The organism is Flavobacterium sp. ZB4R12 (assembly GCF_048276375.1).
Classification (GTDB): Bacteria; Bacteroidota; Bacteroidia; order Flavobacteriales; family Flavobacteriaceae; genus Flavobacterium; species Flavobacterium gawalongense.
In genome coordinates this window covers 138,355-151,530 of record NZ_JBLNKS010000003.1, presented here as the reverse complement: position 1 = coordinate 151,530, position 13,176 = coordinate 138,355, and the positions used below count along the sequence as shown (strand labels likewise).

At 34.1% G+C, this 13,176-nt stretch carries 12 protein-coding genes and 1 pseudogene; 4 read left to right on the top strand and 9 right to left on the bottom strand.

All coding sequences use genetic code 11. The features are described from left to right. Positions 1 to 30: 30 nt before the first annotated feature. The 3 genes from clpX to ACNO7W_RS03165 all read right to left on the bottom strand — a co-directional run bounded on the left by clpX (position 31) and on the right by ACNO7W_RS03165 (position 3,540). Positions 31 to 1,263, bottom strand: a complete 1,233-nt coding sequence (gene clpX / locus ACNO7W_RS03175; RefSeq protein WP_073204209.1) for an ATP-dependent Clp protease ATP-binding subunit ClpX — start codon at positions 1,261 to 1,263, stop codon at positions 31 to 33. A 148-nt stretch (positions 1,264 to 1,411) separates the two neighbouring features. Next, positions 1,412 to 2,086, bottom strand: a complete 675-nt coding sequence (gene clpP / locus ACNO7W_RS03170; RefSeq protein ID WP_417936994.1) for an ATP-dependent Clp endopeptidase proteolytic subunit ClpP — start codon at positions 2,084 to 2,086, stop codon at positions 1,412 to 1,414. 128 nt (positions 2,087 to 2,214) lie between these two features. Then, entirely contained in the window at positions 2,215 to 3,540 is a 1,326-nt protein-coding gene (locus tag ACNO7W_RS03165) for a trigger factor (protein WP_417936993.1), read from the bottom strand. A gap of 767 nt (positions 3,541 to 4,307) precedes the next feature. On the opposite strand from ACNO7W_RS03165, the gene ACNO7W_RS03160 reads away from it, so the two are divergent. Together ACNO7W_RS03160 and ACNO7W_RS03155 are read left to right on the top strand one after the other, a co-directional pair. Next, complete coding sequence (locus tag ACNO7W_RS03160; RefSeq protein ID WP_417936992.1) at positions 4,308 to 4,475, top strand: hypothetical protein; 168 nt, start codon at positions 4,308 to 4,310, stop codon at positions 4,473 to 4,475. A gap of 69 nt (positions 4,476 to 4,544) precedes the next feature. Beyond that, positions 4,545 to 5,336, top strand: a complete 792-nt coding sequence (locus ACNO7W_RS03155; protein ID WP_417936991.1) for an APH(3') family aminoglycoside O-phosphotransferase — start codon at positions 4,545 to 4,547, stop codon at positions 5,334 to 5,336. Between the two features lie 485 nt (positions 5,337 to 5,821). Here ACNO7W_RS03155 and ACNO7W_RS03150 read toward each other — a convergent pair. Further along, positions 5,822 to 6,055 (bottom strand): annotated as a pseudogene (locus ACNO7W_RS03150) (copper oxidase); the annotation flags it as partial. 530 nt (positions 6,056 to 6,585) lie between these two features. On the opposite strand from ACNO7W_RS03150, the gene ACNO7W_RS03145 reads away from it, so the two are divergent. Further along, positions 6,586 to 7,206 (top strand): c-type cytochrome, encoded by a 621-nt coding sequence (locus ACNO7W_RS03145; RefSeq protein ID WP_417936990.1) that lies wholly within the window; start codon positions 6,586 to 6,588, stop codon positions 7,204 to 7,206. Between the two features lie 117 nt (positions 7,207 to 7,323). Next, positions 7,324 to 7,881 carry a hypothetical protein gene (locus ACNO7W_RS03140; protein WP_417936989.1) on the top strand — a complete coding sequence of 186 codons (558 nt, stop codon included), beginning with the start codon at positions 7,324 to 7,326 and terminating at the stop codon, positions 7,879 to 7,881. Between the two features lie 287 nt (positions 7,882 to 8,168). Here ACNO7W_RS03140 and ACNO7W_RS03135 read toward each other — a convergent pair whose 3' ends face one another. The 5 genes from ACNO7W_RS03135 to ACNO7W_RS03115 form a co-directional block, all read right to left on the bottom strand. After that, positions 8,169 to 8,465 (bottom strand): type II toxin-antitoxin system RelE/ParE family toxin, encoded by a 297-nt coding sequence (locus ACNO7W_RS03135; protein WP_417936988.1) that lies wholly within the window; start codon positions 8,463 to 8,465, stop codon positions 8,169 to 8,171. A gap of 4 nt (positions 8,466 to 8,469) precedes the next feature. Then, a complete protein-coding gene (locus ACNO7W_RS03130; protein WP_417936987.1) occupies positions 8,470 to 8,688 on the bottom strand; it encodes a hypothetical protein in 219 nt (72 codons plus the stop codon). 768 nt (positions 8,689 to 9,456) lie between these two features. After that, positions 9,457 to 9,858: a hypothetical protein gene (locus ACNO7W_RS03125; RefSeq protein WP_417936986.1), complete on the bottom strand. Its 402-nt coding sequence runs from the start codon at positions 9,856 to 9,858 to the stop codon at positions 9,457 to 9,459. Between the two features lie 222 nt (positions 9,859 to 10,080). Beyond that, positions 10,081 to 12,615, bottom strand: coding sequence for a heavy metal translocating P-type ATPase (locus ACNO7W_RS03120; RefSeq protein ID WP_417936985.1), 2,535 nt, complete (start codon positions 12,613 to 12,615; stop codon positions 10,081 to 10,083). A gap of 59 nt (positions 12,616 to 12,674) precedes the next feature. After that, complete coding sequence (locus ACNO7W_RS03115) at positions 12,675 to 13,136, bottom strand: heavy metal-binding domain-containing protein (protein WP_417936984.1); 462 nt, start codon at positions 13,134 to 13,136, stop codon at positions 12,675 to 12,677. Positions 13,137 to 13,176 lie beyond the last annotated feature (40 nt).

Genomic DNA, 13,176 nt, shown 5'->3' with positions numbered 1-13,176 from the left:
AAACTTTGACAAAGGTATTATCTTAAAACTTTAAGAAGCAATCTCCAATCGCTTCAATAAGTTTTTATTCAAGGTTTCTTTTGCATAATCCATGTCGATTTCTAAAATTTTAGTATCAGAACTTGGCAATTCATACATGGCATCAGTTAAGACTGCTTCGCATAACGAACGCAATCCACGAGCTCCTAATTTGTACTCTAAAGCTTTATCAACAATAAAATCCAATGCTTCATTTGTAATCGTGAATTCAACATCGTCCATCAAAAACAATTTCTCGTATTGTTTGATTAACGCATTTTTAGGTTGTGTCAAAATCGCACGCAAAGTTTCTCTGTCTAAAGGATCCATGTGTGTCAATACTGGCAAACGACCAATAATCTCCGGAATCAATCCAAAATCTTTGATGTCCTTTGGGATAATGTATTGCAACAAATTGTCTTTGTCAATATTGTCCACATTTTTAGAAGTACTATAACCAACGGCTTGACGATTCAATCGTTTTGAAATAATACGTTCGATTCCATCAAAAGCGCCACCGGCAATAAACAAAATGTTTTGTGTATTTACCTCAACAAATTTTTGGTCTGGGTGTTTACGTCCTCCTTTTGGTGGTACATTTACAACGGTTCCTTCCAATAATTTCAACAATGCTTGTTGCACTCCTTCACCAGAAACATCACGCGTAATAGACGGATTGTCACTTTTACGCGCAATTTTATCTATTTCATCGATGAAAACAATTCCACGTTCGGCTTTAGCTACGTCGTAATCAGCAGCTTGTAAAAGACGTGTCAAAATACTTTCGACATCTTCTCCCACATAACCTGCTTCTGTCAGAACCGTAGCGTCAACAATGGCTAAAGGTACATCCAACATTTTCGCAATGGTTTTGGCAACCAAAGTTTTTCCTGTTCCGGTTTGACCCACCATGATGATGTTGCTTTTTTCAATCTCTACCTCATCGTCTAATTGCTGTTGCATCAAACGTTTGTAGTGATTGTAAACCGCAACCGACATTACTTTTTTAGTTTGGTCCTGTCCAATTACATATTGATCCAGAAACGCTCTGATCTCTTTTGGTTTTTTTAAAATCAAATCTCCAACCAGTTTTGAACTTCCGCTGGATTTTAATTCTTCTAAAACAATTCCGTGTGCTTGTTCGATACATTTATCACAAATATGTGCATTGATACCAGCAATCAACAAATTGGTTTCTGGCTTCTTTCTTCCACAAAACGAACACTCTAATACTACTTTTGCCATCTTCTTCAGTTAGCAGTGGTCAGTGGTCAGTAGTCAGTGACAGCGGTCAGTCATCGTAGTTCGGCAATCAGCATTATAATAAAAAACTGAAAACTGAAAACTATCTAACTGAAACTGATTACTGAATACTGAACACTGAACACTAAATTTATCCTCTTACTAAAACTTCATCAATCATTCCGTATACTTTTGCTTCTTCAGCGATCATCCAATAATCACGTTCGCTATCACCATGCACTTTCTCGAAAGTTTGTCCTGAATGATGAGAGATGATTTTGTACAACTCATCTTTTAGTTTCAACATTTCACGTAAGTTGATTTCCATATCAGTAGCAACTCCTTGAGCTCCGCCTGATGGTTGGTGAATCATTACTCTTGAATGTGGCAATGCCGAACGTTTTCCAGCTGCTCCTGCACATAACAGAACTGCTCCCATAGAAGCTGCCATTCCTGTACAAATAGTTGCCACATCTGGTTTGATGTATTGCATGGTATCATAAATCCCCAATCCTGCATAAACGCTTCCTCCTGGAGAATTCAAGTAAATTTGAATATCTTTTGAAGCATCAGCACTTTCAAGGAACAATAACTGTGCCTGAACAATATTTGCAATTTGGTCATCAATTCCTGTTCCAAGGAATATAATTCTGTCCATCATCAGCCTTGAGAAAACGTCTAATTGTGAAATATTCAACTGACGTTCTTCGATGATATATGGAGTCATGTTTTTAGGTGTCATGGCACTTACGATTTTATCGTAATACATTGAGTTTACTCCTTGGTGCTTTGTAGCAAATTTTTTAAATTCTTTACCGTAATTCATGTTTAAAAGTTTAAAGTTTAAAGTTTAAGGTTGCTCAACTTTGAACTTTAAACCTTAAACCAATAAAAATAAAGAGCGTCAAAAAAAAATATCCTTTTGACGCTCAAATATACTTAATTTTTTAGAAATTATTCTCCGTATGAAGCGGCAATAAATTCTTCGTAAGTTACTTCTTTAGTAGTAGGATTTGCTTTTTCTTTGAACAATTCCAATAATTTCTCAGCAACAACTTGGTCAGAAAGTCTTTTTACTTCGTCTTGGTTTGACAAAACTCTTGCAACAATTCCCTGAACTTCTTCGTCAGTAGGATTTGTTTGTCCGAATTGAGCCATTTGTTGTCTGATTGATTTTGTAGTAAATGATTTCAAATCTTCGAAAGTAATCTTAATATCACTTTGAGCCATTGCTCTACCTTCGATTAGTTGAAAACGCAACCCTCTTTCTGATCTTGCATATTCTACTTCAGCTTCTTCAGGAGACAATTTTTTCTCTCCTACAGTTTGCAACCATTTTTTAAGAAATTCAGCTGGTAAATCGAATTTTGTGCTTTCGATTAAAAACTCAGTTACATCACCTAATAATTTTTGATCTGCTTGTTGTGCAAATTGATTTTCAGCATCTTCCTTGATTTTTGCTTTCAATTCTTCCAGTGAAGAAACAGCTCCTGCTCCAAAAAGTTTATCAAACAATTCTTGGTTCAATTCAGCCAATTCAGCTGTATTGATTGCTTCGATTGTGAAATCTACATCAACTTCCAACCCGTGAACGTCATCATGATTTACTTTCATAACATCCATCAATTGATGATCGTCTTCGAATAAACCTTTTGTGTTTACAGTTACCACATCACCTACTTTTTTACCGATAAATTTATCAGCAGTAGCTTTATCTTTGAAAATATCCAAAGAAATAGTTGTTGTGTTATTGATTCCTTTTTCTTCATTTGTGAAAGTTCCAGTTAAATCAGAACCAGCTTCAACCACATCTTGAGGAATTGCTTTTCCAAATTGTTTTTGGATACGTTCTACTTGACCTTCGATTAATTTATCATCAGCAGAAACCACATATTTTACAATGTCATTTTTTGCATCTAAATCCAATTCGAAGTTTGGCACTAAACCAATTTCATATTCAAAAACCAATTCTTCAGTATCCCAAGAAAAAACTTCGTTTACTTTAGCAAGTGGCGTCCCAAGAAGGTTTAATCTTTCCGATTGTACGAAACGCTCTAGAGCTAAATCTACCACTTTTTGAACTTCTTCTTGTTTAATCCCTTTACCATATTGTTTTTCAACAAGATCTTTAGGCACAGCCCCTTTTCTAAATCCTTTAACAGTTGCCAAAGGCATTTTTTCGTTTATTCTTTTTGCTACTTGCCCTTTGTAATCCATGTGAACAACTGTCATTACAATTGTCTCAGTTACAGCGTCTATTGCTACTCTTTTAATATCCATCTTCTTCTTTAATTTACATAATAAAATTGGGTTGCAAAATTATAAAATTTTTCCAACCCAAACAAGTATTTTACCATTTTGAATTTTAGGTAGTTATTTGACAAAATCAGAGGTTAGAAAAGGAAAATATTTTGGGCGTGTCCCTCCGTAAAAACTACGGGTCAGGCTGTTCGTTACAATCTTTTATTGCGCTTCGCTTCATAAAAGGATTTTCACTGCCATCCTTCACGCAGCTCGAACTACAAATAAACGTTCGGAGTTTAAAATGGATAATTGCTATTGAACATAGACTCATTTGATAATTTATAAGAATTTATTCCTACTTTAGCAAAACAAAGAGAATGGTATTTATCAGAGCTATCTATCGAAAAAAGGATGGATTGGGATCGTTTTATTAGATCTATTAACAAATCGGCAGAAGAGGATTACTGTGCGAAGTCTCCCGAATTTGTACGCTTTCCAATAGGCAACAAACACAAATCAAGTATTTATTTGTGGTAAAAACCATTACATTTGAACAAAAAAGCAGACATTCCTATTGTTGATGTTTTGAATTTGAATAATTTTATCAGATATAATGAATATTGAGTTTAACAAAGTTGGAACTGCATATAGGAATGGGTACGAAGTCGGGAGACTTCGCACAGCATCCAACTAAATAATATTGTCGTTTTCGAGAAGACTTTGTGGAGCGGGGTTTGTATTTTTCTCCAAAAGACAAGTTTATTTACCCCTGTAATTGTGTACCACACAGAACCAATGATTTTTTGTTAGGTGAGGAATGTACTTTATCCGAAGTTGGTTCAAAAAAACTCACTGCCGTAAGAAAATGGCTGTCTAAAAATGGCTCGAATGAATGTTTAGGATGTGAACCTATAAATACAGGACTGGGAGAAGGAAAAATAGATTTATTAAATAATGATTTAGGCTTTTGATTTATAAATTAAAAGTCAAAATATACACTTAATGAATAATTCAATTACTTTATTTAAACAACGAAGATAATGGAAGAAACTAATTTACCGAAAGAGATTAATATTATTTTAAAGAATTATTCTTTAACTAAAATCATTCTTTATAAAAACCAACCTTCAATTGTTTATAAAGCTACTAAGAATAATAGTTATCCTACATATTTTTTGAAGATTGATAGTTCATTAAAACCAGAAAAAGACCGATTAATCTGGCTACAAGAAAAATTAAATGTGCCAAAAGTAATTGCTTTTTTTCAAAATGGGAATAAAGATTATCTGCTTTTATCTGAAATCCCAGGTGAAAATTTAATTGATACTAATTTGAAACTTGATCCAAATAGCATTATAAAAATATATGCAAATGGATTAAAAATCATTCATAATTTATCACGTACTAAATGCCCTTTTGACTCAACAACTGATGTTTTAATAAAAAAAGCAGAAAAAATAATAACTAATAATCAACTTGACCATAGTGCTTTAAGTAGTGAGTATAAATTAAAATCTTTTAAAGAATTACTTGACGAACTATCATCTCTTCAGCCAACTGTAGAAGACAACGTGTTCATTCATGGGGATTATAGTATGCCTAATATTATAACGAATAAAAAAGAAATTGGTTTTGTTGATTTTGGTTTGGCGGGAATAGGAGACCGCTATGTAGATTTATCTATTGCTTCACGTAGTATCAAGTACAACCTTGGTGAAGAATGGGTTTCCCCATTTTTCGAATCATATGGTATCGTCCCAAATAAAAATAAGTTGCGTTTCTTTTTGCTGCTAGATCAATTTGTTATGATGAGATCTTCAATTAAAAAATAAATATTATAAGATGTGTCTTAAATTTTTAAATAACTAAAATGAAAAAACATATAAAAATATATTTTTTGATCTTGATGATACATTATGGGATTATAATAATACCTTAAATCCCCCTGCTCCGCTAAGTGTTCTTTCAAAGAATAAATTTGTCGTTTAAGCTGCGCAAACGTCTCTGACTTTGCGCAATTTTATAATGTGATACAAATACAAAGTAAAGGCGGATTTGCAATCCGTGTCCACAACAACAAAGCACAAAAGCTATGCATAAATCATAGCTTTTGTTATTTTTATAATATCCGTTTAACAATTATTTAGATTTGTTTGAAGTTTACCTAAAAGTAATATGCCATTCCGAGGAAGAAGGAATCTCAACAACGAGATTCACTAACAGAGATTCCTCCTTCGTCGGAATGACAATTAAATCCTTAACGTAATAACATTGTGCTCGTGCGAGTTACGGTATTAAAATTTTAATTTTCAATTCTTTAATAATTCAGATTTAATCCAAAACCAAATCCCATATCACTGTCATAATGGGTTCTAAAACTAAAGTTTCTTTTGACAATATAACGTAACCCTGCCATATATTCTTTGTCAGTATTCCACATTAAATCCATTCGTAATCTTTTAGAAACCGGAATATCCATTCGCTCAAATTGCAATCTGAAATTTCCATCGGTAAATACTTCAGCTTGTGCCATTATAAGCGTTGGTAGGGTGTTATTAGGAAAGGCGGTGGCGATATAGGAGGGATGAAAAGAATATAAAAACCCGTAATAGTTTTATGAAGATAATCATTCCTACAGCATGATGTATATTATTCATTTGTGCAAAATAAAAAATGAAATAAAAATTTTAAAAAAACCGAATTCCATATTTAAATAAGCCGTAAATTTATATTAAAATGAAAATAAATAATGTATAATTCTGACAAACAGCATTTTATAGTTCATTAAGTCGCTTTTTTAGTAATGAAAAGCATTGAGGATTTATTACACAAGAAAAGAGAAAGAATGGCTATACATGTAGCCATTGTGGTCATGAAAAGTATATTGGGATCAATAAGCATTGTTCTCGAGAATGCATAAGATACAAATATATTGAAAGTGTTACTGCAGTGACGTTATATCATAAGTTTTGGATTGCAAAAATCATATTATCAATTGACGACTATCATTCAATCACTACACAGTTATCTGAATATTTGCGTCTGGTTTGTGAATTGATTTAAAAACTAAAAACGACAACTATGAAAAAATCGAAACAATGTGGGGAGTCTTTCGGCCAAGCCCAGGGTAAACTCCGGCGAACCATAAAAATCGGATTTGTAATCATTACCGCATTGATGTATGCACTGCTGATGCTTACTTCCTGCCGAAATTCAGAAAAAAACCAAGAACAAGTTGAACAGAACCACCCTCAACAAAAGGGAGAAGAAAATGACAACTATGACCATAGTGGGCATTCACAACAAATGAATGAAACGCGCAAATGGTTAAAACAGGAATTGGGCGAAAAATACAATCAGCCCGTATCTCCCGGTACTGAGGAACAACTTGCACAAGGTAAAGACATATTCACAAAATATTGTGTTACTTGTCATGGTAGTGGTGGTAAAGGTGATGGTCCAGGAGCAACAACATTACAACCAAAGCCAGCCGATTTTACTGACCCTGAGCATTCATCATTTTATTCAAATCAAGGACGAATATACCTCATAAAAAAAGGAATGAAGGGAACTGCAATGGCAGCATGGGAAAACATTTTGAGCGAAGAAGAAATCCTTTCGGTTTATGTTTATGTAAATTCTCTGAAAAATTCAGACGGAATGATGGAACACCAAGGGCAAAATCATCAGGAAAATGAATAAAAAAAACATAAATAATTCAAATGATAATAACCGAAGTGCTTTTAAAAGGAATGGAGAATATTTCAAATTCAGAAAAGCAATTGCAAACATATATATATCGTAATTATGTATAAAGTAATGGTGAAAATTCTAACAAAAGTATGGGTATGCACCATTATAGCATTACTCCTATGGAGCTTTTCAGTTAAGGCACAACAAAGATACCAAACCAGGGAAGGAAGTATTGAGGTTATTGCCTCATACAGAGATTCCATAATAACAGCCAATGGCAATCATTTGTTTGTTTTGATCAATTATGAAACTGCTGAAATCGGGTTAACACTTAGTCCAACTACTTTACGCACTACAATAGATTCACTGAATGTAAAACTTATTAACACATCCATAAAGCCGATAATCCTGAAAGGAAAACTGAACATTCCCTACGTGAAGACATTAGAACATCCAGATCACAAACTAAATTTTGAAGCAGAGCTGCATTTGAATGGAATAGTGAAAACAATATATGTAAACGGATTACTTAAACACATTGCAAGCAACGAAACCTTTTCCTGTTTGCTTACACTCAATTTTAAATTGCGGTTGAGTGATTTTGGGGTCGATTTGGCAAAAGGATGGAACAATGAGATAACGATACAAATTTTTCAGGCAGTGCTTAAGAAATCAAATCAGTGAAATCCATTCAAATCAAATAATAACAGCTTTACTGAAAAAAGTGTTGCATAAAAAACAGAAAAATGAAAACACATAAAAAATTATTCCCAGCTCCGCTAAGTGTTCTTTCAAAGAATAAATTTGTCGTTTAAGCTGCGCAAACGTCTCTGACTTTTCGCCCACAATACCGCGCAAATAATATAATGAATCTAAAGTGTTAACGACATATAGACATGGTTACGAAGTAGGGAGATTTTGCACAGTGAAGTTGCAGTTATATTCTAGGGCAACTTAAAAAAAGTGTTATTTTATTTCTTTGCCGGTTTTTTATTTGGATCTTTCCACGTATTAAAAACAGCATAAACAACTACTTTGTTGGCTTCTATTTCGTAGATAATCAAATAAGGAAAATCTTTTATAAAAGCTTCTCGATAGGGTTTTCTTTTGACTTGATAATGTTCGGGATTTTTTTGAACCCTTTCTAAATAGGTTTCTAAGGTATCTAAAAAACGATTTCCTAAACCAATTTTTTGTTCTTCATAATAAAGATACGTTTCTTTGATGTCAAAAACTGCTTCTTCTTTAATTTCTAACACATACTTCATAAAACTATGATTTGAGTATCTGTTTTTTGGTTTGCTCCCATGAAAAAGATTTGCTTTCCCCTTTTAGGTGGCTGTCTCTTCGAGCATCTATAATGGCATAATCTTCTTTTGTTAATTGAGCTTGGTCTTCTTCTAAAATGGCTTTTACTTTCTTTAACACGGTCGCTTTTTTTGTGCTTAACAGCATTTCAATCAGCTCCATTTTTGTTGCTTCTAAGTTCATAACATTTTGTGTTTTATTATACCAAAGATACTATTTTTGTTTTATAATTAATTTGTTTTAAATGGTTTGATTATGATTTTTATCTCATTGTTTTGAATACAAAAAAGCAAGTTATAACCCATTAGCGTATTCTAGATAAACGCTTCCGCCTGTGTTTTTAATAATTCAAGCTCAATCCAAAACCAGCTCCGCAAAGTGTTCATTCAAAGAATAAATTTGTCGTGTAAGTTGCGCAAACGTCTCTGACTTTGCGCCCACAATAATGAGCAAATAATATAGTGAGAGTAAAGTGTTAACGGCATATAGACATGGATACGAAGTCGGGAGACTTCGCACAGCGGGGATAATACGATTAACGGAAATCAAAATCACATTGAACAACAACATAAAAAAGATTGATTTGATTGCTATGAATACGTTGCACAACAGTAAATCAAAAAAGCTAAGAGTAAAATCTTAGCTTTTTTGATTTTTTAAAACACTCAGCTCCGCAAAGTGTTTTTCAAAGAATAAATTTGTCATATAAGCTACGCAAACGTCTCTGACTTTGCACAGCGGTCACGAGCGAGGCTTTAGATTTGCAAAACAAACTATCCAGTCTATTGCAAATCACTTTCTTCTCCGGTACTTGTGAGCTGCCACTAATAATGCCAGTCCTAAAACGACTATTGAAAACCACCAAAAAACATGTATTCCCATAAATGAGTACGATTCCATATGCATTTCTCCATTACCGTTATTAAACATAGCTTTAGGATTAAATAATTATTAATGATGTGCTTTATGATCTTCTTTCTTTTCCGGTTTTTTATCCATTCCTTTCTTTTTATTCATGTCCATTTTATCTTTTTTCATTTTCTCCATCATATCCATCATTGGCTTATTTTCCATCATAGATTTACACATTCCAGACAGCATAGCGTCATCCCCTTTTGATGCTTCCATCATTTTTGACATCATACTTTTCATCATTTCTGGATTATCCTTCATCATTTTCATCATATCTGACATCATATTTTGCATCATTTCTGGGTTCTCTTTCATCATTGCCATCATTTTAGCATGATTTTCTTTCATCATTTCCTGCATCATCATTTTTCCATTTTCACTTTTCATCATAACATCCATCATTTCTTTTGACATACTTTTGCTGTCAGCGATTGTGTTCATGATTTCCATTCTTTTATCGGATTGTGAAAGAACCTGTTTACTGGATTGACAGGAATAAATCAAAGTACTTAAAGCCAGTACAAGTGTAATTTTTTTAGTGTTTTCATGACTGTAAATTTTAATTGTTATACTTAAAGTGAATTTATTTTCTCAACATAAAATCAAAACTATTAAAACAAAAATTATTCTATAATTTAACATTAACCTTTAATTACCAATTATTTAAAGTTTTAAATTCCTTAATCGTAAGGCATTTGCAATTACTGAAACAGAACTAAAACTCATTGCCAAAGCGGCTATCATTGGCGAAAGCAAGACTCCAAAAAAGGGATACAAAACACCCGCTGCAATTGGAATTCCTAATACATTGTAGAAAAAGGCAAAAAATAAATTTTGCTTGATATTTCGCATTACTGCATGACTTAAATTTTTGGCTTTGACTATCCCTTGCAAGTCTCCTTTTACCAAGGTAATTTTAGCACTTTCAATAGCAACATCAGTTCCGGTTCCCATAGCAATTCCGATATCGGCTTGCGCCAAAGCCGGAGCATCGTTAATTCCGTCACCTGCCATTGCAACAATTTTTCCTTCGGATTGTAATCGTTTAATTTCCTTGAGCTTGTCTTCGGGTAAACAGCCTGCTTTATAAGAGCTTAAATTCAATGTTGATGCAACTGCTTTTGCCGTATTCTCATTATCTCCGGTAAGCATTATCACTTCAACGCCTTGACGCATTAATTCTTTTATGGCTTCGACACTTGTAGCTTTTATGGCATCAGTAATTGATACGAATCCCACAGCTATTCCATCAACTGAAATATAAGAAACTGTTTTCCCTAGTTTCTGTTCTGCAATAATTTTATTTTCCAATTCATCCAAAACTGTAGCATTCACTTGCTCCATTAATTTTTTATTTCCGAGTGCCACTTTTTTATTGGTTACCGTCCCAATAACTCCTTTCCCTGAAATCGCTTCAAAATCCTTTACTTCGATTAATGAAGCATTTTTCGCTTTCGCAAAATTAACTACGGCTTGCGCCAAAGGATGCTCGCTGTACTGGTTTAAGGAAGCAATACTTTGCAATAAAGTATTTTCATCACTCTCTAATGAAAACACTTTTTCAACAGAAGGTTTTCCTTCGGTAATTGTTCCCGTTTTATCGGTTATCAAAACATTTACTTTATTCATTCTTTCCAAAGCTTCGGCGTTTTTTATCAACACCCCAGATTGTGCTCCTTTTCCAACACCCACCATGACCGACATAGGCGTCGCTAATCCCAAAGCACAAGGACAGGCAATAATCAATACCGCAATGGCATTGATAAATCCATAAACCATTGCCGGTTCAGGTCCGAATTTTGCCCAAACAAAAAAAGTGATTACCGAAACAAAGACAACAATGGGTACAAAATATTTAGCTATTTTATCTGCTAGTTTCTGAATCGGTGCTTTAGAACGGCTGGCATTATTTACCATTTGTACAATTTGTGAAAGTAAGGTTTCCGAACCCACTTTCTCGGCAATCATCACAAAGGATTTATTTCCGTTGATAGTTCCTGAACTAACGCTATCTCCTATTATTTTATCAACAGGAATGGGTTCGCCCGTAATCATCGATTCGTCGATTGCACTTTCTCCATCGGTTATTTTTCCGTCCACCGGAATTTTATCTCCTGGTTTCACGCGCAATAAGTCTCCTTTTTTGATGTCGTGAATCGAGATTATTTGGTCTTTTCCATCGATTACCAAAGTAGCTTCGGTTGGTGCTAATTTCAAGAGTTCTTTTATCGCACCACTAGTTCGACTATGTGCTCTGGCTTCGAGTAATTGTCCTAATAAGACTAATGTTAATATGACTGTCGTCGCCTCAAAATAAAGCAATACGGCCCCATCTTCCGTTCTAAATTCATTTGGAAAAATATCTGGAAAAAACATCCCAGCTAAACTAAACAAAAAGGCTACTCCAGTACCAATTCCAATAAGGGTAAACATATTGAGATTCCAAGTAACAATCGACTTCCAAGCACGTACAAAAAACATCCAACACGCATAAAAAACTACAGGAAGAGACAATCCAAACTGTACCCAATTCCACTTGGAAGCATCCATAATTCTCATTAATGGATTGTCAGGAATCATATCTGACATGGCAATTAAGAACACCGGAACGGTACATAGTACAGCAATTTTCATTTTGCGCACTAAGTCATTATACACTTTGTTTTCTTCACTTTCGGTTGGTTCCATTGGCACTAAATCCATTCCACAAATGGGACAGGAACCGGGACCGTCTTTGATTACTTCAGGATGCATTGGACAGGTATACATTATTTTTGCCGAACTCAATTCTGGAATTTTTTCTAAATTCATTCCACAAACCGGACAACTTCCTGGTTTATCGTACACTTTCTCTCCTTCACAATGCATCGGACAATAATATTTGCCATGTGCATTACTTGGTAAAGCCACAATCTTTTTATCTTGTATTTTATTGGATTCGCAACACGATTTTACTGGTTCTGTTGCTATTTTTGAGGTGATATTGGTTGGGGATTCCATAGAAATGGAATATTTACCAGCTTTGGAAAGCGTTTCTTGTAATTGGGCTGTTGGAATATGGCTTTCCATTGTTATTGTTGCTATTGGCGGATCCAAAGTAACTGTTGCTTGAATCCCATCTATAGCATTCAATGTTTTTTCGACTTTGGAACGACAACCGTCACAACTCATTCCAGTGATAATATAAGTATGTTTCATAATTTTGAATTAAAAAAAATCGATCCCATAAAAAATTATAGAACCGATTTGAAAGAATTTTAATGTTGATGATTTTCTTCTTTTTTATCACTCTTTTTTGGAATCATTTGCATTCCGCATTTAGGACATTTCCCAGATTTATCACTCATTTCTTTCGGATGCATGGGACAAGTGTACATTGTTTTTTGAACTTCTTCAGGAGTCATTTTCATTCCACATTTTGAACATTTTCCTGGTTTGTCAGAAGTTGTACCATCCATTTTGCAAACGTATTTTGTCACAATTTCAGTAGTTGTTTTTTTTCCTTTACCCGAGGTGTCGTGTTTTAGGACCTTTGTTTTTACCAGTTCCATTCCACATTTACTGCATTCTCCTTCTTTGTCACTCATTTCTTCCGGATGCATTGGACAGGTGTAGGATGTTTTTTGAGCTTCCTTTTGCGAAGGCTTTGCAACTTCTTGAGCTGATGCCATTGAATTTACTGCTAAGAATAGGCTTAGTACGGTAATTAATGTTTTCATTTTTTTATTATTTTAAAATATTAAACTAAAGATTCATTTC

What these genes read in the sequence shown, in the direction of transcription:
- clpX (WP_073204209.1), bottom strand. Translation starts at nt 1,263, where the DNA reads ATGGCAAAAGTAGTATTAGAGTGTTCGTTTTGTGGAAGAAAGAAGCCA.
- clpP (WP_417936994.1), bottom strand. Translation starts at nt 2,086, where the DNA reads ATGAATTACGGTAAAGAATTTAAAAAATTTGCTACAAAGCACCAAGGA.
- ACNO7W_RS03165 (WP_417936993.1), bottom strand. Translation starts at nt 3,540, where the DNA reads ATGGATATTAAAAGAGTAGCAATAGACGCTGTAACTGAGACAATTGTA.
- ACNO7W_RS03155 (WP_417936991.1), top strand. Translation starts at nt 4,545, where the DNA reads ATGGAAGAAACTAATTTACCGAAAGAGATTAATATTATTTTAAAGAAT.
- ACNO7W_RS03145 (WP_417936990.1), top strand. Translation starts at nt 6,586, where the DNA reads ATGAAAAAATCGAAACAATGTGGGGAGTCTTTCGGCCAAGCCCAGGGT.
- ACNO7W_RS03140 (WP_417936989.1), top strand. Translation starts at nt 7,324, where the DNA reads ATGGTGAAAATTCTAACAAAAGTATGGGTATGCACCATTATAGCATTA.
- ACNO7W_RS03135 (WP_417936988.1), bottom strand. Translation starts at nt 8,465, where the DNA reads ATGAAGTATGTGTTAGAAATTAAAGAAGAAGCAGTTTTTGACATCAAA.
- ACNO7W_RS03130 (WP_417936987.1), bottom strand. Translation starts at nt 8,688, where the DNA reads ATGAACTTAGAAGCAACAAAAATGGAGCTGATTGAAATGCTGTTAAGC.
- ACNO7W_RS03125 (WP_417936986.1), bottom strand. Translation starts at nt 9,858, where the DNA reads ATGAACACAATCGCTGACAGCAAAAGTATGTCAAAAGAAATGATGGAT.
- ACNO7W_RS03120 (WP_417936985.1), bottom strand. Translation starts at nt 12,615, where the DNA reads ATGAAACATACTTATATTATCACTGGAATGAGTTGTGACGGTTGTCGT.
- ACNO7W_RS03115 (WP_417936984.1), bottom strand. Translation starts at nt 13,136, where the DNA reads ATGAAAACATTAATTACCGTACTAAGCCTATTCTTAGCAGTAAATTCA.